Annotated in this window: 21 protein-coding genes and 1 other RNA gene; 4 read left to right on the forward strand and 18 right to left on the reverse strand. The window is 46.5% G+C overall.

Annotation, left to right across the window (positions count from 1 at the left end):
- Positions 1-3 precede the first annotated feature (3 nt).
- Positions 4-768 carry a DUF3450 domain-containing protein gene (locus tag FJ444_RS00895; protein ID WP_140956026.1) on the reverse strand — a complete coding sequence of 255 codons (765 nt, stop codon included), beginning with the start codon at positions 766-768 and terminating at the stop codon, positions 4-6.
- Between the two features lie 564 nt (positions 769-1332).
- Here FJ444_RS00895 and FJ444_RS00900 point away from each other — a divergent pair.
- Positions 1333-1896, forward strand: coding sequence for a 2OG-Fe(II) oxygenase (locus FJ444_RS00900; protein WP_140956027.1), 564 nt, complete (start codon positions 1333-1335; stop codon positions 1894-1896).
- A 36-nt stretch (positions 1897-1932) separates the two neighbouring features.
- Here the strand turns inward: FJ444_RS00900 and FJ444_RS00905 are convergent, their stop codons facing one another.
- The 6 genes from FJ444_RS00905 to FJ444_RS00930 form a co-directional block, all read right to left on the reverse strand.
- Positions 1933-3723, reverse strand: a complete 1791-nt coding sequence (locus FJ444_RS00905) for a putative 2OG-Fe(II) oxygenase (RefSeq protein WP_140956028.1) — start codon at positions 3721-3723, stop codon at positions 1933-1935.
- Between the two features lie 6 nt (positions 3724-3729).
- Positions 3730-4689, reverse strand: coding sequence for an aspartyl/asparaginyl beta-hydroxylase domain-containing protein (locus FJ444_RS00910; RefSeq protein WP_140956029.1), 960 nt, complete (start codon positions 4687-4689; stop codon positions 3730-3732).
- Positions 4690-4750: 61 nt separating this feature from the next.
- On the reverse strand, positions 4751-5014 hold the full coding sequence (locus tag FJ444_RS00915; protein WP_140956030.1) for a hypothetical protein: 264 nt from the start codon (positions 5012-5014) through the stop codon (positions 4751-4753).
- A gap of 2 nt (positions 5015-5016) precedes the next feature.
- The gene (locus FJ444_RS00920; RefSeq protein ID WP_181405018.1) at positions 5017-6084 is read right to left on the reverse strand and encodes a 2OG-Fe(II) oxygenase; all 1068 of its coding nucleotides are present in this window, start codon (positions 6082-6084) and stop codon (positions 5017-5019) included.
- A 135-nt stretch (positions 6085-6219) separates the two neighbouring features.
- Entirely contained in the window at positions 6220-9054 is a 2835-nt protein-coding gene (locus FJ444_RS00925) for a TonB-dependent receptor (RefSeq protein WP_140956032.1), read from the reverse strand.
- A gap of 346 nt (positions 9055-9400) precedes the next feature.
- A complete protein-coding gene (locus FJ444_RS00930) occupies positions 9401-12337 on the reverse strand; it encodes a TonB-dependent receptor (RefSeq protein WP_140956033.1) in 2937 nt (978 codons plus the stop codon).
- Between the two features lie 505 nt (positions 12338-12842).
- Between FJ444_RS00930 and FJ444_RS00935 the strand changes: the two genes are divergently transcribed.
- Positions 12843-13115 (forward strand): late competence development ComFB family protein, encoded by a 273-nt coding sequence (locus tag FJ444_RS00935; protein WP_140956034.1) that lies wholly within the window; start codon positions 12843-12845, stop codon positions 13113-13115.
- Positions 13116-13142: 27 nt separating this feature from the next.
- On the opposite strand, the gene ffs is transcribed toward FJ444_RS00935, so the two are convergent.
- Both ffs and FJ444_RS00945 read right to left on the reverse strand, forming a co-directional pair.
- An RNA gene (gene ffs, locus FJ444_RS00940) (signal recognition particle sRNA small type) lies at positions 13143-13239 on the reverse strand.
- Between the two features lie 67 nt (positions 13240-13306).
- Positions 13307-14365: a Glu/Leu/Phe/Val dehydrogenase dimerization domain-containing protein gene (locus FJ444_RS00945; RefSeq protein ID WP_140956035.1), complete on the reverse strand. Its 1059-nt coding sequence runs from the start codon at positions 14363-14365 to the stop codon at positions 13307-13309.
- Between the two features lie 191 nt (positions 14366-14556).
- Here FJ444_RS00945 and FJ444_RS00950 point away from each other — a divergent pair, with 191 nt between their 5' ends.
- Positions 14557-15024: an Lrp/AsnC family transcriptional regulator gene (locus tag FJ444_RS00950; RefSeq protein WP_140956036.1), complete on the forward strand. Its 468-nt coding sequence runs from the start codon at positions 14557-14559 to the stop codon at positions 15022-15024.
- A 45-nt stretch (positions 15025-15069) separates the two neighbouring features.
- Here FJ444_RS00950 and maiA read toward each other — a convergent pair whose 3' ends face one another.
- The 9 genes from maiA to pspA all read right to left on the reverse strand — a co-directional run bounded on the left by maiA (position 15070) and on the right by pspA (position 23441).
- Positions 15070-15723, reverse strand: a complete 654-nt coding sequence (gene maiA / locus FJ444_RS00955) for a maleylacetoacetate isomerase (protein ID WP_140956445.1) — start codon at positions 15721-15723, stop codon at positions 15070-15072.
- Between the two features lie 112 nt (positions 15724-15835).
- Complete coding sequence (locus tag FJ444_RS00960; protein ID WP_140956037.1) at positions 15836-16846, reverse strand: fumarylacetoacetate hydrolase family protein; 1011 nt, start codon at positions 16844-16846, stop codon at positions 15836-15838.
- Between the two features lie 12 nt (positions 16847-16858).
- Positions 16859-17989: a homogentisate 1,2-dioxygenase gene (locus tag FJ444_RS00965; protein ID WP_140956038.1), complete on the reverse strand. Its 1131-nt coding sequence runs from the start codon at positions 17987-17989 to the stop codon at positions 16859-16861.
- Positions 17982-19076 carry a 4-hydroxyphenylpyruvate dioxygenase gene (gene hppD, locus FJ444_RS00970; protein WP_140956039.1) on the reverse strand — a complete coding sequence of 365 codons (1095 nt, stop codon included), beginning with the start codon at positions 19074-19076 and terminating at the stop codon, positions 17982-17984. Before hppD ends, FJ444_RS00965 begins: the two co-directional genes overlap by 8 nt.
- Before the next feature lie 201 nt (positions 19077-19277).
- Complete coding sequence (gene tyrR / locus FJ444_RS00975; RefSeq protein ID WP_140956040.1) at positions 19278-20834, reverse strand: transcriptional regulator TyrR; 1557 nt, start codon at positions 20832-20834, stop codon at positions 19278-19280.
- Positions 20835-20991: 157 nt separating this feature from the next.
- Positions 20992-21789, reverse strand: coding sequence for a phenylalanine 4-monooxygenase (gene phhA, locus FJ444_RS00980; protein WP_140956041.1), 798 nt, complete (start codon positions 21787-21789; stop codon positions 20992-20994).
- A gap of 220 nt (positions 21790-22009) precedes the next feature.
- The gene (pspC, locus tag FJ444_RS00985; RefSeq protein WP_140956042.1) at positions 22010-22459 is read right to left on the reverse strand and encodes an envelope stress response membrane protein PspC; all 450 of its coding nucleotides are present in this window, start codon (positions 22457-22459) and stop codon (positions 22010-22012) included.
- Positions 22456-22695, reverse strand: coding sequence for an envelope stress response membrane protein PspB (pspB, locus tag FJ444_RS00990; protein WP_140956043.1), 240 nt, complete (start codon positions 22693-22695; stop codon positions 22456-22458). Before pspB ends, pspC begins: the two co-directional genes overlap by 4 nt.
- A 53-nt stretch (positions 22696-22748) precedes the next feature.
- Complete coding sequence (pspA, locus tag FJ444_RS00995; RefSeq protein ID WP_140956044.1) at positions 22749-23441, reverse strand: phage shock protein PspA; 693 nt, start codon at positions 23439-23441, stop codon at positions 22749-22751.
- A 197-nt stretch (positions 23442-23638) separates the two neighbouring features.
- Between pspA and pspF the strand changes: the two genes are divergently transcribed.
- On the forward strand, positions 23639-24745 hold the full coding sequence (gene pspF / locus FJ444_RS01000; protein WP_140956045.1) for a phage shock protein operon transcriptional activator: 1107 nt from the start codon (positions 23639-23641) through the stop codon (positions 24743-24745).

Genomic DNA, 24745 nt, shown 5'->3' on the forward strand with positions numbered 1-24745 from the left:
CGCTTACTCCGCTGCTTTGATAGGAAGTTTAATCAGGTCAGCTGGAATCAGCTGTTTCGCCATTTTCACAGCGTCATTCACTGAACCTAGGTACTCATCACCCAGTTCTTCCCATGCGCGCGTGTCGTTGTTCCAAACCCAAGCGTGTTTTTGGTCCAAAGACAGTGCCAGCATTGAAGTACGGCCCATGTTGAAGAAATCAACAGTAACCGTTGTACCTGCGCTTTCCAGTGTACCCTGGTAAGACGCAATACGCGTGCCGTATTCTGTTTCGATTAAGTAAGCGTCAAGTACCTGACGGAACTGCTCAGAAACAGTAACGTTAGAGTTTGACATCAGGTCGCGCAGTCTTTCAACGCGCTCTTTACGCTCTTCCAGACGCACAGGAACGTCAAGTTCGATAAACTTGTCGAGGCTGTCGATCATGCGGAACATCAGAGGAACGATACCTTTTTTGGTATCTTCGATGCTGTCGATTTGCTTCTGTAAAGAGTCAATACCACGCTGCTGGTCAGCAACCAGGCTTGCAAGGTAATCGTTATAAATTTTCAGGTTTTCCGTTTCGTCAACAACACCACGGTATTCAACCAACAACTCCTGTGACTGCTCGAAAAGCGAGTTGATTTTTTCTTGAGATTTCGCTGCAGCCGCGTGAATCTTCGCTTCTTCGCTATGAAGATCGCTCAGCGTAGTTGCAGAGACGACTGCGCTACCAGTCAGTGCGAATGCACCCATCACAGTAGAAGCAATAAGAGTTCTCTTGCTCATTTTGGACATAGTTCCCAACCAATTTCTTATTTGAATCCTTGCGCCTGTAATAAAAATACTCAGTCGCAAGGGGCGTATAAAATTTCTATATTTAGGAAGGTAGTAATTGCCGTACGAACGCCAATACTACGAACGTCTTATAGTCACACGAGATTGTGGAAAGAGTCAAGTAACAAGCTCTTTACACACACCCGATCACCGGTTGTTTGCTCAGTGAATAAACAATAGCGAAGGGGATTATGTGAATAATTACCATTGAAAGTGTAAATAAATTACAAAACCTTAACAACACATGTAACTATAATGCGCCTAAACATCCGACCAGCTGTCTAAACATCGAGAAACGTTTACAAGCCGCACCGAACCGGCAGTAATGTAATAACGCAAAGCCGACTTTGTTACAACAGCCTGCCCTTTATTATTTAACTGACGCTTTATGCTTGCACAGTGAGGAATTATTGGGGATGCTGTTAGTCTCTTAATTTCGCCGATATAACTCAGGCGTGAAATTAATGTCATCTTTTACAATTAATCAGTTCGGAAAATAACTAATAATTAACTACTATGCCAAGTATTACACCTACGCACAGCAAGCAAATCGACGGCAAACCACTTTGGGTGGTAGACAATATTGCCAGCGCAAACGAAATAGCCAATTTATTTAATGGTCTGGAAGCCAGTGCGTTCAAGCGCAATGAAATTGCCCGTCCGGACACCGCTAGTTTTAAACATTGGGCGTTGAATCTGCAACCCCAACAGTTCAGCCAGTTGCCGTTTTTCCCGAGACTACTGGAAACAGTGAATCAACTCACCGCCGATCAGTACCAGGTTTATCGTGGCTACGTAAATTACAGCAGTTACGGTGATATGTTATTTACGCACACCGATTGTTTGCCTGAGCACCATGAAATGACGGCACTCATGTATGTTGCACCGCACTGGGATATTGAATGGGGTGGCGAAACGCTCTATTACAACAAGTTTGACGATTGTGAATTTGCTTGTACACCCAAACCCGGGCGCCTGGCGATTTTTCACGGCGCAATAAAACACGCAGGCCGTCCACCCAACAAAGTGTGTACCATGCCGCGTTACACCCTTGCGTTTAAACTTGAGAAAGTGAAATAGTCTACTAAATACTTCTACATACCGGTCCCGACGGCACTATTGCCGCTCGGATGCCGGAATCAAATCAAAGGCCACCGTTAAACGTGTTTCATCCGATGCAAATGCACGTGTGCCATGCCACATGTAAGATGGAAACAGAATTAATCGACCAACTTTAGGTTTAACTACGTATTCTGGCTCGTCGTGTAACCCGGTAATATTCGGGCGGCCAAACTCTATCCATCCTTGCCCATCCTCGTCCACCGCATCTGGTACTCCCAGATAAATTACGCCACTCAACCACCCTGCCGGATGAAAATGCGGCTTGTGATATCCGTTTTGGTGCAATCTTACAGACCATGAACCGGTGAAGAAATAATCATGTGTGTCAGGTAATCGAGACAGCAACGGGTGATTGGCATCGCGGGCTAAAGAAGCAATATGTGATTCAATCGTACTTAGAATATGTTGTTTAAGATTAACAACGGGCTGATCGGGAATATCAAAGAGTTCTTCCAGCGTTTGCGTGCCTTGTTGTAACGATTGCCCAATGGGTTGTCTCTTGCCGGAATGACTGTTTTGTAAATACTTAACCAGTGTATTGATAGTGTCAGGATCTGCCTGCCAATCGGTAATGCTCACCAACTGTTGATAGTTACATAACGCATTGTATGCTTTCGACTTATCCAGTTTACGCAAGCAGGTTACATAAAGATTCCACCATCCTTGATCCTTAGGTTCCCGTTTTATGAGCAATTGAGCACACTGAAGTGCCTGCTGATACAAGCCGTTAGCCAAAAGATTATAGCTGTGTTCGTTAATGAGCGCGGTTGCGTGAGGCTTAGGCTGCAGTGACATAGCCTTTTCGGTACATTGCAAAGCCTGAGCTAAATTACCGCATTCTCTTTCAATGGTGGATTGCAATAACAGAATATCTGCCGTGGGTTTATGATATACCTGCAACTGTTCAAACTGCTCCCTTGCCTGGTGCCAGTCGTTGCATTTGGTCAACAAATGGATGAATGCCAACCAGAAAGACAAATTTTGGGGCTGCGATACTATGGCCTGTTTAAAATATCTGAATGGATGGTCATCCCCACTGAACCACAGCCAGTTTGCCAGTTCGATATGTAGTTCACTATTCGGCCCCGCTAATGCTAAAGCCCTTTCGTACGCACTCAAGGCCTCTTCGGCATTGTCCGCAAGCGCAAGACTTCCGCCAAGGTTCCGCCATGCGCCCAAATCCTGAGGATACAACTGGGTACGGCGTTTATCCAAACTCACTGCGTCGCTGTATTTGTGGAGTCGACGGCACACCATACTGGTGTGCTGTAACAATCGGGGATGCTGGGGTGCATAGGGTAATAGCTGTGCGGCGATTTCATAACTTTGCTGTAACAACCCTCTGCTGGCAACACACTCGGCGATACTCACCCGCGCTTCAAATGCGTTGGGATTCAGTTGTAAAGCCTGAGTGTAATATTGCTGAGCCTGAGCAAACTGCGATGATCGTTGCATTGCCCGGGCAGCATTAAAATAAAACTCATACTGAGGGCCAATTCGGCTTAATCCATTTTTAAATACGCTAATCGCCTGGGAAAACTGATTCAGTGCAATAAGTAAATTGCCATAACCGTTTACCACAAAAGCCAGGTGCGACGACGTCTTGTACAAGCGTTCATAGCCTTTTTGTGCTTTTTCAACTAACCCCTGATGGCGCAACGCGTTTAAATACAACGAAGTGACCAGAGGGTCGACTCGCAGGCTGTTTTCCGGTGACTCGAAAGCAACAATTAACTGACCATATTGCTTTTGCTGATATAACGTTTGAAAAAGATGTTGATTCACAGTGAATTAATACGTTCCTCTATCGACATTTGCCAGCATACCATAGCTTTTATGCCACTGCTGCTGCGACGCAATCAGTGCTGAAATGGCAATACGCTCTTCTGAGGTTAAATCCGGATGCCATAGATCAAATATTAATACAGCACGCTCCTCTGTATGCGGGTTACCCGCACTGTGCTGAAGCGAATCGTCAAAAATCAGGTAATCCCGGTTTGCCCAGTCCCGTCTTTCGCCTTTAACTTCCAGCCATGCGTTTTTATTCACTTTTAACGGAAGGTGTGCAGTAACCTTTACATTAGATAAACCAAAATGCGGTGGTATATAGGCGCCGGGCTTAAGCACCGAAATAAACATCTCTGGCGCGTGAGGTGGACAAGTGGCCAAATCGTTCTGAGCAACGAGTTCTCGTATACGCACAAGCCGCTCATCTTCTAAGGGCATATAGTTGCCGCCCTTGATGAGAGTGGTAGACATCCACTTATTCTGGTTCAGCGCCTGCCACTGTTCCGTGCTGGGTAGATTGGCAAAATCGTCAAGATAATTTTGACTACCTAACTGCTGATTTGAGCTTGCGTAGTCGGTGAGTAGCGATGATACCAGTTCCTTAATGGTGGCAAACCCTTTGAACTCTGATTCATCATAAAATGCGCTGTCGCGTAAACCAGGTACGTAAAAATACGAAGGACGTTGCAGCTCAGGCAACGCTAACGGCTTTAGCCCCACCAGGTTTTCTATTGCAGCATTCAGTCTGCCAGAGCAAGTGCCAAAAGGCTGAATCCTGGTATAGAGGTCACGACGCGCCAGATTCGCCGCGTTTTGCACGTGCGTACGGTGATTGTTATTTTGGAATGGCCGTTGCCTGAAAAACGCAGGATTACTGCTGTGCAGTGCGGCATAATAATTTAAGGCAGAATCAAAATCAGATACAGCCAGGGCTTTTTCAATGTTTAAAAGTAATTCATTCATAGATAACAAAAGAGGTGCATGTTGCACCTCTTCGAAAAAATTCAAATTAATGTAGAAGCGACTAGTTATCTGCGCCCGTCGTCATACGAGTACGGCCGTAACGCGTCATCGCTTCATTTGCGGCTTCACGTTCTGCATCTCGCTCTTCGGCGGTACGACACACTTTCGTCATCATATTAGAACCCACCCGTTTTTCAAGCTTACACACTACGCCGTCATGTTCTTCAGCGTTAGTGTCTGCCTGAGCAGTAGTAACTGAATCTGTCGAATTACAGCCCATCATGACAAGGCTAACCATGCCTATTACTGCCAACTTTCCTTTCATTGTTATTTCCTCTTTAGAGTGTAAATACTGTGACCATAGTGCGTTGTTTCCGCCCTTATCCATTTGGTCATAATCCATTTTGTTCCTTTTACTACCGGCATTCCCGCATGATATGACGCAGTTAATACATTGAGATCGTCATCAACGTTGTCAAACATCAGTACACTGCCAGCAGGCGGATTTACCGTCAAGCCTTTACGCAAAAAGGCGGTTTCGCCTCCTTCCTCGGCTGGCTGTAAATAGCATATCTGCGTTTTAATTCGCTGACCGCCATCCTTTTGCATTTCGTGTAAAGCAGCATCGTTACCCACAAAGGCGTCGTAATGCGGCTTGTACTGCTGATATTGCTCATACTTCAGCACACTTAACGGTTCGCCCTGCGATGCGGGCAAGCCCGACAAGCTGGCAAGACGTTTCTCCACTTCAAGAGAAAACCAATCAATATGTGCACCACTGACCTGCAAATACGTACTGGTTCGTACTGAATTTGGTTTACCTTCGCCCGAAATCGGGTCGAAAATTAACGACGGCTGCATGTGAGGATTAAACTTTAGTACAAAATGCCTGCATATCATAGGGCTGAACACATTTTGATACAAAGCAATACCGACATCCTTCATTTCCAGTGTAGGTTTCAATACCCTGTTTTTATTGTAGTTATTTAGGATTTCTGGAAAAGCGACCTCTCCTACCTCAGACTGTTTTGCGACAGAACGCGGCAAGTTAAGCTGAGTGGCAGTATCAGGGGCTATCGTCCAAAGCTGATTTACATAGTAATTGTAATAGTCGGTGTTCTCCGACATCATCAGTAATACCAGCAACGCCTCAATATTAGCCTTATTAGCCTCGGCATTGAGCCAGGCAATATCTGCACTGTCGGGGGCATCAGCGCTGAAGAATACTTTATTCAACACTGCGCGATAGGCTGCCCCAATCAATCCCTGCAGAAATTTGTCAGTAAGGTATTCATATGACGCTGAAGGACTGTCGTCTAGCAACGCATCAGCATATGCAAATGTGGCGGGCACATGACGCTGCTCTGCAAGCTTGCTGAGGGTTGCTATAGCCATTGACCGCTCTGGTCCTCGTAATGCCTGAAGCGCCCAATTAAAAGATTCTTGTGGGTTCATGAACTTGTATTAACTATGTTTTGGCAAAAAAAAAAGCCTCTTTTCAGAGGCTTTTTTAACATGTTTAGCTAATTCTTAGAAGCTCATGTTTACGCGAGCGTAACCAAAGCGTCCAGGTACTTCGTACATTGATGGGTCGAAGCTATTAGCGAATGTGCTGTACGATACTTCTGGATCAGTATCCCACACGTTGTTAACACCTACAGTAAAGCGCAGGTTGTCATTAAAGTGGTAGCTGAATGAAGCGTCGTGGTAAGCCATTGCTTCCAGTTCGTTTGTGCTGCCGCCATCTGGGTTGTAATCAGAACACAGATCGTCGTCATATCCACCACCGATTGAACATGATTCAGTAGTGTTGCCGATGTAACGGATCAAATATGTTGCTGAGAAGTCTTCGTAGTTCCAGATTGCAGACAGGTTAGAACGTACGCGAGGCACAACGTCACGGTCGCCAGCCTGACCAGCATCGTTAAACTTAGTTACTTCTTTAGATACCGGGTCGATTACCAGCGTAGTACGCTCGTCAACATAAGTACCATCCATTTGCAGGCGGAAATCACCCACAGAAGTTTCGAAGTTATACGCGATTTCCCAGTCGAAACCAGAGGTAGTTTGACCACCCAGGTTTACCAGACCATTGTACAGATCAACAATGTTACCTGCAGAACCACGTTGAATTAACGAACACAGTGTTACGCCATCGCCAGCACATGCATTCAGGATAGTTTGTGCGCCAACAGACGATACTGCGTTAGTTACTTCGATATCAAACATATCGAATGTTAAAGACAGGCCTTCTACAAACTCAGGGCTGTACACGAAACCAACTGTTGTACTTTCAGCTTCTTCAGCCATCAGATCCGGGTTACCACCAACGGTGATACGGATCTGAGAGTTAGGCTGCGTGTAGCCTGCTGGAATTCCCGCACAACCAGGCAGTGTTGGGTTTGCAGCTGCGCCGCCATTACACGGGTCAGTCAGTGGAGGGAAGCTGTCGCTTTGTCCACGGAACAATTCAGAGATAGTAGGAGCACGGAATGCTTCAGACCATGTACCACGTAATAACAGGTCTTCTGTTACCTGCCACTTCACACCCACTTTAGAGTTTGTAGTGTCACCGAAGTTGCTGTAGTCAGAGTAACGAGTAGCCAGTTCAAGATCTAAGCGCTCAACTAATGGCAGACCTTCTAATACTGGTACAGCTAACTCTAAGTAAGCTTCTTCTACGCTGAATGAACCAGCTGTAGGCTGACGAGAGTTACCAGAAGTGATACCCGCTGCAATCAGCGCATCTGGCTGGTCATAACCAGACTGCCAGCGTTTTTCATAACCAGCAGCGAATGCCAGGTAGCCAGCAGGCAATTCGAACAGATCACCAGTAATGTTTGCTTGGTAGCTTTCAAGATTTGTACCCGCTGCATCCTGTGCAGTGAAGGTAATATAATCCAGCATTTCCTGCGTGATTGAACCTTCATACAGACCAGTAGAACCACCGAACAGATCTAACGGCACACAACCATCGCTGGAAGAGTTACATACGTCAACATCACCAATAGCTTTCGCTACGCGGTCCATGTTCAACAGACCTTCAGTAATTTCGTTCTGAGCGATGTCTGCATAAGTATAGCCAACATCCCAGTAGAACTCTGAGCCTCCAACTTCAAGGATACCTTCGAAGCCACCGTTGAATTGGAACTGGTCAACGTTTTGAGAGAAAATACGGTAACCCGCTTCCATCATACGACGACCAAACAGGTACATTACCGCTGCGTCCTGATTGAAGCTGCCATCAGCATTTTCATAAACGCTTGCATCAGTACTGATGTCTAAACCAGTAGGGTTGTAAGGGTTGTTAGCTGCCAGTGTGAAACCTTCATCACCAAACGCTGTACCGATGAACAGAGGCGTAGGAGCAAGTGCCTGTGCAGATTTACGGTTGTTGTAGAATGCAGTGGCAGTGGCAGTAATGTTATCAGTCAGTTCATAACGTGCCTGCGTGTAAACTGCAGTACGTTCCTGTGGTGTTGACAGGTAGTTAAATGGCGCGTAGTTAAAACGGCTGTCTGGTTCAACCCAGCTATTGATGCCACCATTGCCGTCACCCTGACCATTTACACCCCAGAAATCACCCGCCTGGTCGTAACCGTAGTAGTAGAAACGGCCTTGTGGTGGAGCAGAAGAACCGCCGAAAGTAGGCGCTGTACCAAATACTGGAACTGCAGAGATCGCACGATCACCTGCCAGTGTTTGCTCTTCTTCTACATAGCTAACGTTCATGTAAACACTGCCGCGATCGCCAGCGAAACCGAAACCTACGTCGTATTGTTCTTTGTTACCGTCGTTGTAGCTTAAGTACTGACCTTGGTATGCACTTGCGTGGAAACCTTCAAAATCAGTACGAGTAATGATGTTAACAACACCGGCGATCGCATCAGAACCGTATACTGCAGATGCACCGTCTTTCAGTACTTCGATGCGGTCGATGATGCTGGAAGGGATGTTGTTTAAGTCAACAGCACCGCCCAGGCCTGGTACCCAGCGCTTGCCGTTTACCAATACCAGTGTACGGCCAGAACCGATACCACGGATGTTGATAGTAGTAGTACCGTCACCACCGTTGTTGTTGTTGGTGTTGATTGCAGAACCAGCAGAAGGAATTGCCTGAAGAACGTCACCGATTGAGGTAATACCGAATTTTTCGATATCTACTGCTTCCATGACGGATACTGGGTTTGCACCCTCGATTTCTGTACGTTTGATACGAGAACCTGTTACGGAGATTTTCTCAATCGGCGCATCAGCTTCAGCTTCTTGAGAAAACGCAGCGTTTGGCGCTACCAATGCAGCAGACGCAGCACCGAAAGCACAGGCCAGCTTTACTGACTTAGCCAGTTTAGAGTTTGTAAACATGTATTGTCTCCCTGGACCACTATTTACTTGTTATGTATGTCGATTAAACACGACTTTTTATAGACGAGACGCAATGCGTCAGCCACGATAATAACCAGATAGCGCCAAAGGGGTCAACACTCATAGAGGCTTGTATTCCGAAAAGTTCCGGAGAATTGCTAATAAAAAATTCTTATCGTAAAGTTATCCTTACAGTGTGTTAATAAAAATTCACTAAATTGATGTTGCCATTTTAACCAGACCAACGCACTTGACCCAGCATCTTTAAGCATTTTTACCTTTAATTTCATAACCTTTACGTAAAGGTTATGAAATTAAAGCCCCTGAAATCAGGGGCTTCGACTAATTAATATCTCAGGCTTGCACTAAAACGGAAGTATCTTGGTGTTTGCCAGTTTGTTGGCTGACCATAGAAGCTATCCATTGTAGGCATCACTCCCAAAGCGTGATCCGAACTTTCGTCATCGTAAATCTCATACACTTCGGTTACCGTGTCATTGTTAAATACGTTGAACACATCTGCACGCAGTGTCAGATCGTAATCATCGCCCAGATCCATGCTATAACTTGCAGTCAGGTCCAACGACCAGTTGCTTGGTGTGGTTCCCAGTGAACCGCGTGGTACCAGTTCACCCTGTGCATAGAACGATTCTGAACCGTATTCACGGGCGAATTCGTCGGTTGGGTGATAACCAAACGCGTTGATAGGACGACCACTTTGCCACTGTAAATTGGCGCCGATTAGCAAACCATCTGCAACCTGGTATGAACCAAAGATTTTCACCATATGGCGGCGATCATTGGGCAGGTTACCGTAGGCACCATCCAATAACCCTGGTTGGTCGAATAAGGTAGTTAAACCTGCATCATCCTGACCGTTGTCTGAGCGGACATAACCTTCGTTGTTACCCCAGCTATGCGACCAAGTGTATGCCGCATTTAATAACCACTCACCATCCCAGGCTTTCTGGAATGTCAGGTCAATGGCCGCATACTTACGAATAGACTCAGGATAACCTAAATCATCGGCAGGAATTGTATAGGTATCCAGTGCTAACGGACCATCTCCATCCGGATCGGTTGTAATCGTAATTGCACTACCAGGGTTGGTCAGTACATAGTAATGGAAACCGGTACACTCGGTACAAGACTCACCATATTCACGTTCCAGATACTGGTTGAAGCCATAGTCAATTGCCACGTCCTCGATCGTCGTAGCCAGTTCACGGTAAGTCCCCTGGATTGCTACACTCCAATCATCGGTAAGTTGCAATTGATAGCCGGCAATAAACTCATCTGAGTACATTGGGTCGATATCGGCGTCTACAATTTCATCAGGTGATGGAACATCGCCATCGGAGTAAATAATGGTTTCACGAGTTTGTTCGCCGTCAAAGTTTGGAATATCCAGTGACTCATCTGCATAACCAGTCCAGGCGCGGAATTCGTGGATGTAGGTTTCTGCACCTGACAGGCGAATGTTAGTATTCGCAGCAATTGGAAGGTAGTAGCGGCCAAAGCTACCCCACACTTTAGACTCCCCATCGCCATTCACGTCGTATACAAAACCAACACGCGGCGCCCAAAGATTATCCAGTTTAATAAACGTATCACCCGCACCGTTGAAGTTCTCAAAAGAGTCGTTACGCAACCCGAGGTTTAATACCAGATTATCGGTTACTTGCCACTGGTCCTGAATGTAGAATGCGAGGTTTTCAGATTCAAAAGCCCCACCAGAAGAGTAAGTCCGTCGACGAACTTCAGTTGGCGTTGGATTTGCGGGATCAGTTACATCGTCAATGTAGATAAGGTAATACGCGCCACCAGAGTTAATAGTAGTTTGCACTGCCGTTAACTTTTCAAAATCCACACCAAAACGAATTTCGTGATCGCCCAGATACCAGTCTGCATCTAAACGCAATACTTCGCGCTCGTCATTACCTTGACCATAAGTAAAGTTCGCCCAGTTACCTACTGCAGTGTAAAGCTGATTAGCATATGAGTATTCATAGACAGCCGGGTTTACATCTAACGCGCTGGTTACTGAACGATTAGCTTTGTTCAGACCCCATTGGGCAGATACCGAAAAGTCGTCTGTAAGGATACTGGTGTATTTTACGGTATAGTTTTTACCGCCTTCCTGAGTAAGACCAACTGCATCCGCATCAGGATTGTACACACCGCTCTCGTAACGGTAAGAATAGTTAACCTGATCACTTTCATCAGAGAAACCGGTAAATTCCAGAATGTTAGAGTCGTTGATGTACCAATCGAGTTTTACGCCCCAAAACGCGTCGTCGTCTTCATCTTTGTATTTATAAGTGGTATCACCCAGAGTGTTGCCTGAATATTTAAATACATCTGAGCGTGGGTTGTACAGCACATAGAAAAACAATTCGTCTTCAATAGCTGCACCACTAGCCCACAGGTTCACATCCCAATAATCATTTTGGTCATCGGTATTATTTATGCGTAAGCCATCACCTTGTTTGGTACTTGGCTTGTCTTCGCGCAGCGCATCTGGTTCGTAAATGGCGTTCACGCCCCATTTAAATTCGTTTGAACCAGACTTGGTTTTGGCGTTAATTACACCACCAGTCACACGGCCAAACTCAGCAGAATATCCACCGGTTTTAACTTCGAACGATTCAAACATTTCAAATGGCGGGTTTGATGAACCCACACCAGTACGGAAGTTCGTCAGGTTCAAACCATTCACGTAGTAAGCGTTTTCCGCAACCGAAGCGCCACCAATTGACGGCAAATCGCCAAACGCAGAGTCGCCTTTAGTAGTGCCCGGAGCGAGTAATGCAACACCGGTAAAATCGCGTGGTACGGGCACTTTGTCCAGTGTTAACGCGTCAACTACAATACCGGTACTGCTGCTGGTAACGTCAACCATAGCTACCGTTGTTCCGACAACAGAAATGCGTTCTACGTTGTCTTCCAGTAATGTGATATCAATATTAGTTTTGCCACTGATACCTACTGTGATTTCATCCTGAATAGTGGTTTGGAAACCTACCTTTTCAGCAGTAACCTTATACGTACCGGGTGGTAGTAATGGGAAACGGAATACGCCGTTTTCCCCGGTAGTAACCGTACGCACCAAACCCGTATCCACGTTTTCAATTGTCACCGTGGCGCCGGTTAATACCGAACCTTGACTTGTTACTGCGTTACCAGTAATGAACCCGTTTGTGTTTGCCGCCAGAACGGGCATTGCCATTCCCAGCGTTGCCGCAACTGCTAGTGCAGTAAGGCTTCTTTTCATTTTTATCATGCTTGTCTCCCTGGACCACTGAAGTGCTAACTTCGTCGTAATCGATTCGTTTTTTAAACGATATTTTAGAGTTGAAGTGGGAAATCCCCGGGAGAATGGTAATAGCTAAATAGACTTTAGTTCAATTTGTAGGATGAAAAGATTGTGTAAAGTATACAATTTAAACCACTGATTAGAATAAATTAATCTACTACCAAGAACGAATAAAACAACAACTAAACAAAAAACAAACATTATTGATACATTGAAGTGGAAATAATAACCAGCCAAATATGGTTGGTTTCATTTAGCCTGATTTCGAGACGATTTGTCGCATCTTTAACAAACCTTTTCAATTGCCGCTTTTTTAGGCCTGTTTCGCTGTCAATTTCATCAGTTTTTCACATTCATTTAATAAATTTTGCGCACTTGTACTCGACATCCCAATCAGACAAGCTATAAATGAAGTGGACATAACAATCAGACAAGCTATAAATGAAGTGGACATAACAATAAGGAATATTCCGTGAAGTTAGATGACGACATTCATAATTATTACGAACATCTGGTATTGGATCGTATTTCGCATTTAGGTCTCGACCAAACTAAAACGGCGGATTACCTTGCCGATTTATGTTGTCTTGCGTTGAATCAGGTGCCGCCTCGCTACATTCGTTACGAAGTAGACATGGCGTTTTATTTACCGCAAAGCGAACGTCAGCAAATGGAAATGAACGTTGAATATGCGGTTGAGAAGGCGATTAAATTTTTAGACCAGGTTTCCCGTAAAGAAAGATAACCTGAAGTGTGAGGGATTTGGGTGGCAGACTCCCAGCCACATCCCGGCACATGAGTCGTCTGCTGCGGCTGCTCCCTTCCAGGCCTGACCGGGTTCACAGAGTATCATTGCGAGAGGACCAAGAGTCCACCATAGAAAACTGCGCTCCTTTCCAGGAGCGCGGCGCATTATGACGACTTGTGTCGCAAAGTTCAACCCTGAGTTGTAAAACGTTCTTCCGCGATTTGATTTGCAACCAGATTAGTTGCGCGATTCTCCGCTTCTGCGCGTTGGTATATCTCTACCAGCGTATCGCCAATCTTGGCAATATGAGCGCGCATAGCATCGTCAGACGAGTCATCCAGTTTCTGATGATATATATCAATAATCCCGCCGGCGTTGATCACGTAGTCAGGCGCGTACACTATGCCCTTTTCTTTTAATGCTGTGCCAAGTGATTCCCTGGCCAGTTGGTTGTTTGCTGCACCCGCGATAATTTTTGCACGAATATCGGGTAACGACTCATCATTTATGGAGGAGCCCATGGCGCAAGGTGCGATAACGTCTACCGGCAGCGTCAGGATTTCTTCTGGCGCGACAATGGTTGCTCCCAGTTCTTCCTGAGCACGCGCAAGGCCTTCCGGATAGATATCAGCTACATACAATTGCGCCCCTTCAGCATGCAACTGCTTCGCCAATCGGTATCCCACATGCCCCATCCCCTGTATGGCAACTTTTACGCCGCGCAAGTCACTTTTCAGTACGTGTTGTACCGTGGCTTTTAATCCAACAAACACACCGTATGCCGTTGATGGCGCAGGGTTACCGGTAGGGGCTTCCCCCAGGGCGTTATACTGAGCAGATGTCCCTGCAATGTGCGACGACTGTGTTGCCATTACCTGCAGATTCTCCACGCTGATGCCTGAGTCTTCCGCGGTAATGTATCGGCCGTTCAGACTTTCTACAAAGCGTCCCATCGCGCGCATCATGTCATCCGTTTTCACTTTACGTGGGTCACCAATGATCACCGATTTACCGCCGCCCTGCTTCAGGTTGGCCATGGCTGCTTTGTACGTCATGCCTTTTGAGAGACGCAACACATCGGTTAGCGCTTCGGCACTATTAAGGTACGGCCACATACGACATCCGCCCAACGCAGGACCAAGATGAGTGTTGTGGATAGCAATAATAGCCTTCAATCCGCTGGCTTTATCATGACAAAACGCCACGTGCTCGTGGCCATCAAATTCCGGGTGATCAAAAACAGACATAGGGTAAACCGTTCCAGTGCAAGAAAACGCTATACTAGCGCACAGTGCTGAGGACAGTTTTTGCGAGTTTTGTGCGTTTAATTTACGCCGGAGAACGGCAATTTTTTTCGCCAGTACTTTGTAGGATGTATATCCTAGTATTATAATGCTCACATAATAACTATCATAACGACTTACTCACGAGCACATTAATGAAACTGGACAAATTCGACCGCGAAATCCTACGCGTGCTTCAACAGGATGCCACTATCTCTATGGCTGATCTCAGTCAGCAGGTGGGCTTGTCACATACCCCGTGCTGGCGTCGGGTGAAACGCCTTGAATCAGAAGGGATCATTCTTAAAAAAGTCACATTACTGAATGGCAAAAAACTCAATTTGGGTGTGTCGGTATTTATTTATGTTTCACTGAAAAATCACGATGGGGATTCGTTAACCGATTTCGAAAAAGCCGTGCAGTCGATTGATGAAATAGTAGAGTGCCACACTACCAGTGGTGAAAAAGACTACTTGTTAAAAGTGATTGTAGAAAGTATTGAAGAATACGAGCACATTCTGAAGACCAAACTCACTCACCTGCCCTGTGTAGACCATTTAAGTTCAACGTTTGCGTTAAAGCAGGTGAAAAATACCACCGCGTTGCCCATCAAGAATCAGTAACGATTCGCGAATTATCTATTTAACTACAAGGCTCGTAACCCGACGCTATTGCGCGTCGGGTTGGTTTTCTGGTTCTGCCTGCTGAAAGGCTTCCAGCGCCTGACAATTATTGTAAATGCGGGTGATCAGTGGGTATTTCTCCATATCCACCCCGAACCGTTTGGCATTGTATACCTGCGGTACCAGGCACACATCAGCCAGTGTGACATTAAAATCGAAACAGAATCGGCCAGCCTGAGTTTGCAGGCGACGCTCGATACCATCGAAGCCTTTTTCAATCCAATGCTTACACCAGGCATTATTCTGCTCAGACGACGCGTCAAACTGTTGGGATAATGTTTGCAATACACGTAAATTTGCCAGCGGCTGAATATCACAGGCAATATCCTGAGCCAAACTGCGCACCCTTGCCCGTTCTACTGTGTGGGCAGGGATCAGTGGAAACGGTTCCGAATATCGTTCATCGAGAAATTCAATGATACTCAACGACTGGTTAAGAATAATATCCTCATCGTCGTCAACAAACGTGGGAACCAGATGCGAGGGGTTGAGTGAATCGTAAGCGGCCTGATGTTGTTCGCCGCCGTCTTTCACCAGGTGCACTGGCACGTATTCGTACTCTAACCCTTTCAGGTTCAGTGCAATGCGAACCCGGTAAGTTGCCGAGGAACGCCAGTATCCATATAACTTCAGACTCATCATGGATTTCCTAATTGTGCGGTACCTGCATGAAACAGGTACCGGTTTAGCAGTTTAACGCTGGTTCATAACGTTAGTTCTTAACGCTAGTTCGTAACGCTAGTTCGTGATACTAGTTCAGCACACGCACCCTTTGTTCAATCGCGCCAAATATGCTGTTGTGTTGATTGTCGAGCATTTCAATTCGCACTGTGTCACCATTTGACATAAAGCTGGTTGATGGCTTGCCATCGCGAATAGTTTCAATCATGCGTACTTCTGCAATACACGAATAACCAACCCCTCCCTGAACTATAGCAGATCCGTAGTCAGTGCCCTGTTTATTTGACACTGTACCTGATCCAATAATAGTGCCAGCACCTAAATTGCGGGTACGGGCCGCATGGGCAATGAGCTGCGCAAAATTAAACGTCATATCCACGCCAGCATTGGGCTTGCCAAACAGTTCATTGTTGTAATGCGTGAGTAGCGGCAAATTTACCTTGTTGTTCATCCAGCTGTCGCCCAGCTCATCGGGGGTAACAGCAACCGGCGAAAAGGCACTGGCAGGCTTGGACTGATAAAAACCAAACCCCTTCGCCAGCTCACCGGGAATCAACCCGCGTAATGACACATCGTTCACCAGCATAAGTAATTTAATGTGTTGGCCTGCAGTTTCGGGCGAAACACACATCGGCACATCGTTGGTCACTACCGCAATTTCTGCCTCAAAATCGATACCCATGGTAACGTCGGGCACCACTACATCATCGTAGGGACCAATAAAATCGTCGCTGCCGCCCTGATACATGAGCGGGTCGGTCCAGAACGATTCAGGGATTTCTGCGCCACGTGCTTTGCGAACCAGCTCTACGTGATTTACATAAGCACTGCCATCAGCCCAGTGATAAGCCCTTGGCAACGGTGAATGACAACGCTTGGCATCGAAAGCTTCGCTGTCGATTTCGCCGTTATTCAGTTGTGAATACAGTGCTTGCATCGGTGCTTTCAATGCATCCCAGTTGTCGATGAATTGCTGCATGGTTTGGGCAACCGGTGCAGCGGAAACCGCGCGCGTTAAATCGCGGCTTACCACCATTAATGCACCATCTCGCTGTGCATTCTTGTAAGTAGCAAACTTCATTCTGTTCTCCTGTTAACCTTTCCAGCTGTACACGTATTCGGCGTTCTCAACGGCCTGACTTGCGGCAGTAATATCCAGCGCATCCCGCGTATCCAGCATTACCGCCACTTCGTCGGTAAAGGTTTTCTTATGGGCCTGTCCGGCAGCGAAGGCTTTCGGGTGCGGACCGTGTGTAAAGCCAGCAGGATGGAATGTCACCATACCTGCTTCAATATTGTCGCGACTGAAAAAATCGCCCGCGTGGTAGAACAACACTTCGTCGAAGTCGTCATTGCTGTGATAAAAAGGCACTTTTAATGCACCCGGATCACTTTCAATAGGACGCGGTACAAAGGTGCAAATCACAAAGCGCTTAGCCACAAAGGTTGTGTGCGCCGATGGCGGCAAGTGATAGCGATGGCTCATAAGTGGGCGAATATCGCGCCAGTTGATCTTCATTACCGTAAGATCACCATGCCACCCCTGTGCATCCAGCGGATTAAACGGATAAGTGATCCGCGACAAACGCTGATGACGCTTTACTTCCACCTGCCAGGTATTTTCATCCTGCTGCGATAGAAACGTATCGTTGATTTCAGGAACCTTTAGCATTGCCGGGTCGAAGATGGCGTGGTTGCCAACCAGTCCTTTATCAGGTAACTGATAGCTGTCGTCCGTAGCTTCAATCATCAGCAACTGCATTTTCGAATGCGGTTCCAGTCGCCACATGGTTGAACGGGGTATCACTATGTAGTCGCCTTCGGTTACCACAAAGTGCCCGTAATCACAGAAGAAGTCGCCCTCGCCTTTGTGCACGAACAATAAGTCATCGCCATCAGCATTTCTGGCCAGTTTCCGCATTGGCTCATTGCAGTGCCAGAACCGGTATTGGCAATGTGCATTGTGCAATATCACTGGCGCACAAAACGGTGAATTGGCCTCGGCAAGCTGGTTTAATTGAGTAAGATCGAATGCGCGTGGGCGCAATTCGCCTTCCCATTCACACCAGCCAGTTGGGGCGTGTTTGTGATGCAAATGGGTGGCAGGACCGAAAAAGCCCTCCCGCCCCACTTCGCGCTCGTACAGCGCCTGCTCAGGTAAGTCAGCGTGAGCCTGACTTGAATGCAGACCCTGCTTTATGGGAAACCGCGCCGGATTACGCATTATCACCCTCAACGTTTAATACGCCACGACGGATTTGGTCCTGCTCGATACTCTCGAATAACGCTTTAAAGTTCCCTTCGCCAAAACCTTCATTGCCTTTGCGCTGAATGATTTCGAAGAACACCGGGCCAATTACCGTGTCTGTGAAAATTTGGAGCAAAATGCCGTCCTGCTCCGGCGCACCATCTATCAGGATACGCAGGTCGCGAAGCACATCTACCGACTCGCCGTGGCCAGGAATGCGAGTATTTACCGCATCATAATAAGTGTCAGGGGTATCCATAAACGCCAGACCGCGGCCTTTCAGCTCTTTCACGGTTTTGTAAATATCGTCGGTAGACAACGCGATATGCTGGATCCCTTCACCATTGTAGGCCTTGATAAACTCTTCAATTTGCGAATGATCGTCAACCGATTCATTGATTGGAATACGAATACGACCGCACGGGGAAGTCATGGCTTTACTCACCAGTCCGGTTAACTTACCTTCGATATCAAAATAACGGATCTCGCGGAAGTTACCGATGTTCTCGTAGAAGTTGGCCCACACTGCCATATTGCCGCGTTTCACATTGTGTGTGAGGTGATCGATCAATTGTAAGCCGGCATCGACATTGGCAACGCGTTCCTGCCAGTCGGGGTAGAAAGTAAAATCGACGTCGTAAATGCTTTCTGAGCCGTAACGGTCAACAAAATATAACGTGCTTTCGCCGATACCGTAAATCGCAGGAATATTCAGTTCCATGGGGCCGAGGTTTCCGCGGAACAATTTACCGCCATGAGCCAGAGCGTGTTCAATCGCTACGCCAGCATCCTTTACACGAAATGCCATACCGCATACGCTGGGCCCGCGTAATCGGGCAAATTCTTCAGCCTGTGACGCTGGTTCAGCATTAACAATGAAATTGATGTCGCCCTGACGGTACAACCATACGCGCTTTGATTTGTGTTTTGCCACTTCGGCAAAACCCAGCGATGAAAACAGCGCTTTGAGTGCGTTGATGCCTTCTTCGTTAGCAGCCGTATACTCGACAAATTCGAAGCCGTCAGTGCCCAGAGGATTGTAGTTATTAGAATGTGTTGTCATTGATGTCTCCGATTAACATGATTGCAACAATATAATCAGAGAACCTATTGCGACAGAAGCCCGCCAAATAAGAGAGTTAACGGCGGGAATTTACAGCTTTTGTAAACAAAAAGTAACAGCGAAAAACACACTTTTTGCAACCCATAAAAAAAGCCGTTCTGCGCCTGTCAGAACGGCTTTGCAAGATTCATCAACCTGTAACTATAACTTTACAGTGGCTTTATTGATGCCATATTCTCGCAGCTTGTTTGCAATAGCTGTGTGACTTAACCCGAGCTTTTTCGCCAGTTGACGGGTGCTAGGATAGGATGGATACAGTTTCTTCAACAGCTCCCGTTCGAATTTTTTCACTTCGTCGTCCAGACTGCCTTCAAAATTCTCATCTACATAGGTCATGCTGGGCGTGCAGCTGGGTAATTGAATATCTTCCTTGGTAATTTCATTACCATCGAGCAGCGACAACGCGCGGAATAAAGCATTCTGAAGCTGTCTGACATTGCCCGGCCATGGATAGTGTTGCAAAAAATCCACGCAGGATTTGCTGAGTTTAGCCGGGCGACGTCCCAGCTTTGCGCTGTGCTGCAAAATAAAGGCTTCAGATAACGGCACTATGTCGGAACGACGCTCACGCAGCGACGGTACAACCAATCCCAACACGTTAAGGCGGTAATACAGTTCTTTGCGAAACTTACCATCTTCCACCAATTGCCCCAAATCCTGACAGGTAGTGCAAATAAATCGCACGTCCACCGCTACCGGGTTTACATCACCAATGCGACGAAACGCACCGTCTTCCAGTACCCGAAGCAATTTGGCCTGCAACTGACTGGACATATCGGCAATTTCATCGAGCAGCAGCGTTCCACCGGCAGCCTGTTCTAGCAGGCCGGCTTTTGCCTGCGTCTGATTAAACGTACCCGCGGCATAACCAAACAATTCTGTTTCGGCAACGTTATCCGGAATAGCACCACAGTTCAGCGCCAGGAAAGGTTTATCGGCACGGCGGCTACTTTGGTGGCAGGCTTTCGCCAGCATCTCTTTACCCGTGCCGGTTTCACCGAATATCAGAATGGGCGCATCGAGATCGGCAATCCGCTTAGCTTCATCGATGGTTTGTTGCATGCTGGGCGACTGCGTGATCAGCTTGTCGAAGCTGCCCTTGCCATGCTGATGAAACACCGTAATTTGCTGACCAAGTCGCACTTCCGATTTAAGCATCACAACAGCACCCGCCAGAATGGCCTTATCATCTGAATCATCTACCGTAATGGGCAGAATATCGGCTACGAAGTCCTGTTGAATAAACTTCACCTTTGTACTGTGAGGCCCCGGATTTTTACTTTCTAACCAGCGGCCAAAGTTGAAGCCTTTCACGTATTCGCCAATTTCGGTATGCAACAGATCCTGTTCGTCCATTTCCAGTCCGCTGGTTACTGCATCATTGCACAACAATAACTTTCCGCGGTTGTCGATAGAAAACACCGGATCAGGTAAGGTTTGCACAATTGCAAACAGCTGATTTCGCTCGCGCTCTCCTGGCATGAATAACGTTGTTTTAACGTCTTCTATACCCGGGATTCGCCGAATTTTAGGCATTAAGTGCTGAAAATCTTCAAACTTAATGTTGGGGAAGTTAAGAAAAATTTTACCGCCTTCGTCAATCTCAATACCACGGAGGTCAATGTTATGGGTAACTAAAATATCCAGAACATCCTGGGTTATCCCAAGCCTGTCCTGACAACTGATTTCTAAACGCATCCAAACACCTGGCAGCTGTAAACTATATTTTACAGAATATCACATTTTAATAACTATTCTAGGCTAATACGCAATTAGAAACTGAATTGTTCATTTTTTGAGAAATGCGCAAAAAACCGTGCATATCAGGTATGCACGGTGAGGATTTTTAGTACAGTTAGCTTGCTTTTTTCTTGGGTTCAAATAGGGGTTCAAACAAGCCGAGTTGTTTGGCATCCTGAACCAGTGCCATTAGATCCATCGCGGAAATGTCCAGTAACTGGTCGAAGTTTTCAAGGATGTAGTAAAGCGGTTGCAATATGTCAATGCGATACGGTGTGCGAAGCACATCCATCACGTTTATGTTACGGCGTACCGGGACTTCACTTTCAAGGGCATACAGCGTTTCCTTGGGAGACGACATAATGCCCCCTCCTACAATACGCAAGCCATCGTGTTGTTTCACCAAACCAAACTCTACGGTAAACCAGTACAACCGGGCCAAAAACACGCGATCCTCTTTACTTGCCTGCAACCCTAATTTGCCATAAGTTTCAGTAAAACTGGCAAACGCCGGATTGGTTAACAGCGGGCAATGCCCCATCACTTCATGAAAAATGTCCGGCTCTTGCAAATAGTGGAAGTCTTCTTCACTGCGTATAAAGGTGGCGACAGGAAATTGCTTGTTCGCCAGTAATTCAAAAAACTCTGCGAAACTGATCAGTGCTGGCACCGCGGCAGTCTTCCACCCGGTTGCAGCTTGTAGTGCTCTGTCTATATCCGGAAGCTGTGGGATCACATCAGGTTGCAGGCCGAGTAAAGTCAATCCGTGAAAGTACTCATCACAGGCTCTGCCAGGCAACAACGCCATTTGCTGCTCGTACAGTGCCTTCCACACCTTGTTCTCAGCGTCAGACCATTGAATTATTCCGCCAGGACCAGGAGTTTTTGAATGATATTTTGATTGCTTAGCCATACACCGAATTTAGTTAACAATTTATTCACCAAAGTGTAATGATTTTAGCGTTTGGAAACACGTCTGTGACGCTTTGCTGTAGGCTTTCCCATGTAACATAAAATTTACATGCGGGGTATTTATTCGCTGCGCAGAGAATCGGTATGGCTAACGAAAAAGCCCGCTAAAACAACGTTTAGCGGGCTTTTAAAAGTGCTTGTATCGGCGTTTCGGTAAGCCGTTACAGACGGCTGATTTCCCGGTTTAACTGATACTCACGTGACGTTACATAAGTCTCAATTTTGCGCAATCGTTTCTCAATTCCCTGAAATCGATTAGCAATGTCGTGGAAGGCCTGTCTTGGTGGCTCGCCTGCCTGCCATACCTTGGTTTTTACTTCCACCCGTTCATTGTCTTCGGTATTACTTACGCTACTGTTACGCCATCCTTTACTGGTATCGCTGCTTTCGCGATGCGCAGTGACATGCGGTGTATTTTCAGGTCGTTTGTCAAAAATAAACCAACACGCGATATAGGTAACAAATACAAAGGGCCCTGCCAGTAAGAAAAACGCTGTGACGGTAAGGATACGTACTAACCAGACTTCCAGTCCAAAGTACTCGGCAATCCCGGCACACACACCGGCAATGCGGCCGTGTTTGGCATCACGATACATCGTTTTCTTGGTCATGCGCGATTTCTCCACTCCGGGGCCTCAGAATCCAGAATCGCTTCCAGGGTTTTAATTCTGTCTGCCATGACTTCGGCTTTACCAGCCAGGTCTTGCAGTGCGATTTGATCTTCGGCCGTTAACCCCTGGTTAACCTGCTTCTTGCTGCGATAGTGCAGGATTAACCATATTGGCGCCACAAAGATTAAGAATATAATCAGTGGTGCAAGTATTACTGCAACCGTGCCCTCATCCATAATATACCTCCGATATGACGCGCTGATTCAAATCAGCCAAATACGTTAATGACTTACTTTGCATTAGCTGATTTTTCAGCAGACTTTGCAGATTGCTTCATTTTGGCTTTTAACGCTTCCAGCTCATCGTTAATTTTATCGCCTGCTTCTAACTCTGCAAATTCATCGTGCAAAGACTTTTTACCCAAATCATAGGCTTCAACCTGCGATTCGATGTCGTCAATCTTGCGCTCATATTGTTCAAAGCGACCCATTGCTTCGTCAATTTTGCCACTGTCGAGTGTTTTGCGCACTTCGAGACGTGACGCTGCCGTTTTCTGACGCATCACAATGGTTTTTTGACGCGCTTTAGCATCGGCCAGTTTTTCCTGCAGCTGAGCTGTTTCGGTTTGAAGCTTACTAATTTGTTCTTCAACAATTTTCAGCTCTTTACCCAATGTCTCAGCGGCTTCATTGCTTTTCTTCTTTTCCTGCAGTGCAGCTCGCGCCAGGTCTTCGCGATCTTTGCTAAGTGCAAATTCCGCTTTAGCCTGCCAATCGGCAGCATCCGCTTCCATTTTGTTGATTTGCGCCGCAATATCCTTTTTGCTGGCAATGGTTTTGGCTGACGCAGAACGCACTTCTACCAGTGTGTCTTCCATCTCCTGGATGATCAGGCGAACCATTTTCTCCGGATCTTCAGCCTTGTCGAGTAATGCATTAATATTTGAGTTCACAATGTCAGTGAAACGCGAGAAGATACCCATAATTACTTACCTCTGGCTCGTGTTGAAAACGAATGGTTAATCTTGGTTATAACCATACAAATACCCTGCCAACTTCAAAAAATATTTTAACACTTTGTTTTTAAAGAGTTTTAATTGATAAAAAGAAATACTCGAATCGGCTTCTTTTTTAATCTACACTATTAATTGGTCGATTTGGCTATTTTTTGAGGGAATTAATGAGTCGGTTTCGCCAACAAGACAATTTACTCGGGCAAGCAAACAGCTTTTTAGAGATTCTGGAACAGGTATCTCAGATTGCGCCACTTAATAAGCCCGTGCTTATCATCGGTGAACGCGGTACAGGTAAAGAGCTGATTGCCGCACGTTTACACTTCCTGTCGAAACGCTGGGATCAAAACTACGTAAAGCTAAACTGTGCTGCACTGAACGAGAACTTACTTGAAAGCGAATTGTTTGGTTATGAGGCAGGCGCATTTACTGGCGCAGCCAAACGCCGGGAAGGTCGATTTGAAGTAGCACACAACGGCACGTTATTCCTGGACGAACTGGCAAATACCTCCGGGATGATTCAGGAGAAGCTCCTGCGCGTTATAGAATACGGAGAGTTTGAGCGCGTAGGTGGTAGTCGTTCATTGAAGGTAGATGTGCGCCTTATTGCTGCTACCAATGAGGATTTACCGTCGCTTGCCGAAAGTGGTGAATTCCGCGCTGATTTGCTGGACCGACTGGCGTTTGACGTTATTACCATTCCTCCCCTTCGGGAACGTCGCGAAGACATTTTACTACTGGCAGAAACCTTCGCCATTAATATGGCGCGAGAACTCGAAATGGAGTTGTTCAGCGGATTCACGGCCAAAGCCAAACGCATCTTATTGGAATATGACTGGCCGGGTAATATCCGGGAATTGAAAAACGTGGTGGAACGCGCGGTATACCGGTGTAATAACCCCCACCTGCCAGTTCACGATATCATATTGGATCCATTTGAATCGTCGTTCCGGCCACTGGCACGGGTTAAAACACAGGATCGCATTGCTCAGCCGCCAACTCCTGGCAATAAGGAGCAACAGCCTCTCTCTGCGCCCGTTTCCGCCCCTGCGCCATTAGCTGAACCGGCATCGTTAATGCCAGCCACCACAGGCTATCCATTAGATCTGAAACAGCTCAGCCAGGATTACGAAATCAATATGATTCAGCAGGCGCTGGCAGACAGCCAGTACAATCAGAAAAAAACCGCCGAAAAGCTGAGCCTGACCTACCACCAGTTGCGCGGTTATTTGAAAAAATACAACCTGCTTGATTCTGCGGCCGAGGAAAATTAA

The organism is Aestuariibacter sp. GS-14, from assembly GCF_006494365.1.
GTDB lineage: Bacteria > Pseudomonadota > Gammaproteobacteria > Enterobacterales > Alteromonadaceae > Alteromonas > Alteromonas mangrovi.

Coding starts and splice junctions, on each gene's coding strand:
- FJ444_RS00925 (WP_140956032.1), bottom strand. CDS start 9,054: ATGTTTACAAACTCTAAACTGGCTAAGTCAGTAAAGCTGGCCTGTGCT.
- FJ444_RS00920 (WP_181405018.1), bottom strand. CDS start 6,084: ATGGCTATAGCAACCCTCAGCAAGCTTGCAGAGCAGCGTCATGTGCCC.
- maiA (WP_140956445.1), bottom strand. CDS start 15,723: ATGAGTCTGAAGTTATATGGATACTGGCGTTCCTCGGCAACTTACCGG.
- hppD (WP_140956039.1), bottom strand. CDS start 19,076: ATGACAACACATTCTAATAACTACAATCCTCTGGGCACTGACGGCTTC.
- FJ444_RS00915 (WP_140956030.1), bottom strand. CDS start 5,014: ATGAAAGGAAAGTTGGCAGTAATAGGCATGGTTAGCCTTGTCATGATG.
- FJ444_RS00910 (WP_140956029.1), bottom strand. CDS start 4,689: ATGAATGAATTACTTTTAAACATTGAAAAAGCCCTGGCTGTATCTGAT.
- pspB (WP_140956043.1), bottom strand. CDS start 22,695: ATGGATGAGGGCACGGTTGCAGTAATACTTGCACCACTGATTATATTC.
- phhA (WP_140956041.1), bottom strand. CDS start 21,789: ATGGCTAAGCAATCAAAATATCATTCAAAAACTCCTGGTCCTGGCGGA.
- pspC (WP_140956042.1), bottom strand. CDS start 22,459: ATGACCAAGAAAACGATGTATCGTGATGCCAAACACGGCCGCATTGCC.
- pspF (WP_140956045.1), top strand. CDS start 23,639: ATGAGTCGGTTTCGCCAACAAGACAATTTACTCGGGCAAGCAAACAGC.
- FJ444_RS00895 (WP_140956026.1), bottom strand. CDS start 768: ATGAGCAAGAGAACTCTTATTGCTTCTACTGTGATGGGTGCATTCGCA.
- FJ444_RS00930 (WP_140956033.1), bottom strand. CDS start 12,337: ATGATAAAAATGAAAAGAAGCCTTACTGCACTAGCAGTTGCGGCAACG.
- FJ444_RS00960 (WP_140956037.1), bottom strand. CDS start 16,846: ATGAAGTTTGCTACTTACAAGAATGCACAGCGAGATGGTGCATTAATG.
- FJ444_RS00900 (WP_140956027.1), top strand. CDS start 1,333: ATGCCAAGTATTACACCTACGCACAGCAAGCAAATCGACGGCAAACCA.
- FJ444_RS00950 (WP_140956036.1), top strand. CDS start 14,557: ATGAAACTGGACAAATTCGACCGCGAAATCCTACGCGTGCTTCAACAG.
- FJ444_RS00945 (WP_140956035.1), bottom strand. CDS start 14,365: ATGTCTGTTTTTGATCACCCGGAATTTGATGGCCACGAGCACGTGGCG.
- pspA (WP_140956044.1), bottom strand. CDS start 23,441: ATGGGTATCTTCTCGCGTTTCACTGACATTGTGAACTCAAATATTAAT.
- tyrR (WP_140956040.1), bottom strand. CDS start 20,834: ATGCGTTTAGAAATCAGTTGTCAGGACAGGCTTGGGATAACCCAGGAT.
- FJ444_RS00965 (WP_140956038.1), bottom strand. CDS start 17,989: ATGCGTAATCCGGCGCGGTTTCCCATAAAGCAGGGTCTGCATTCAAGT.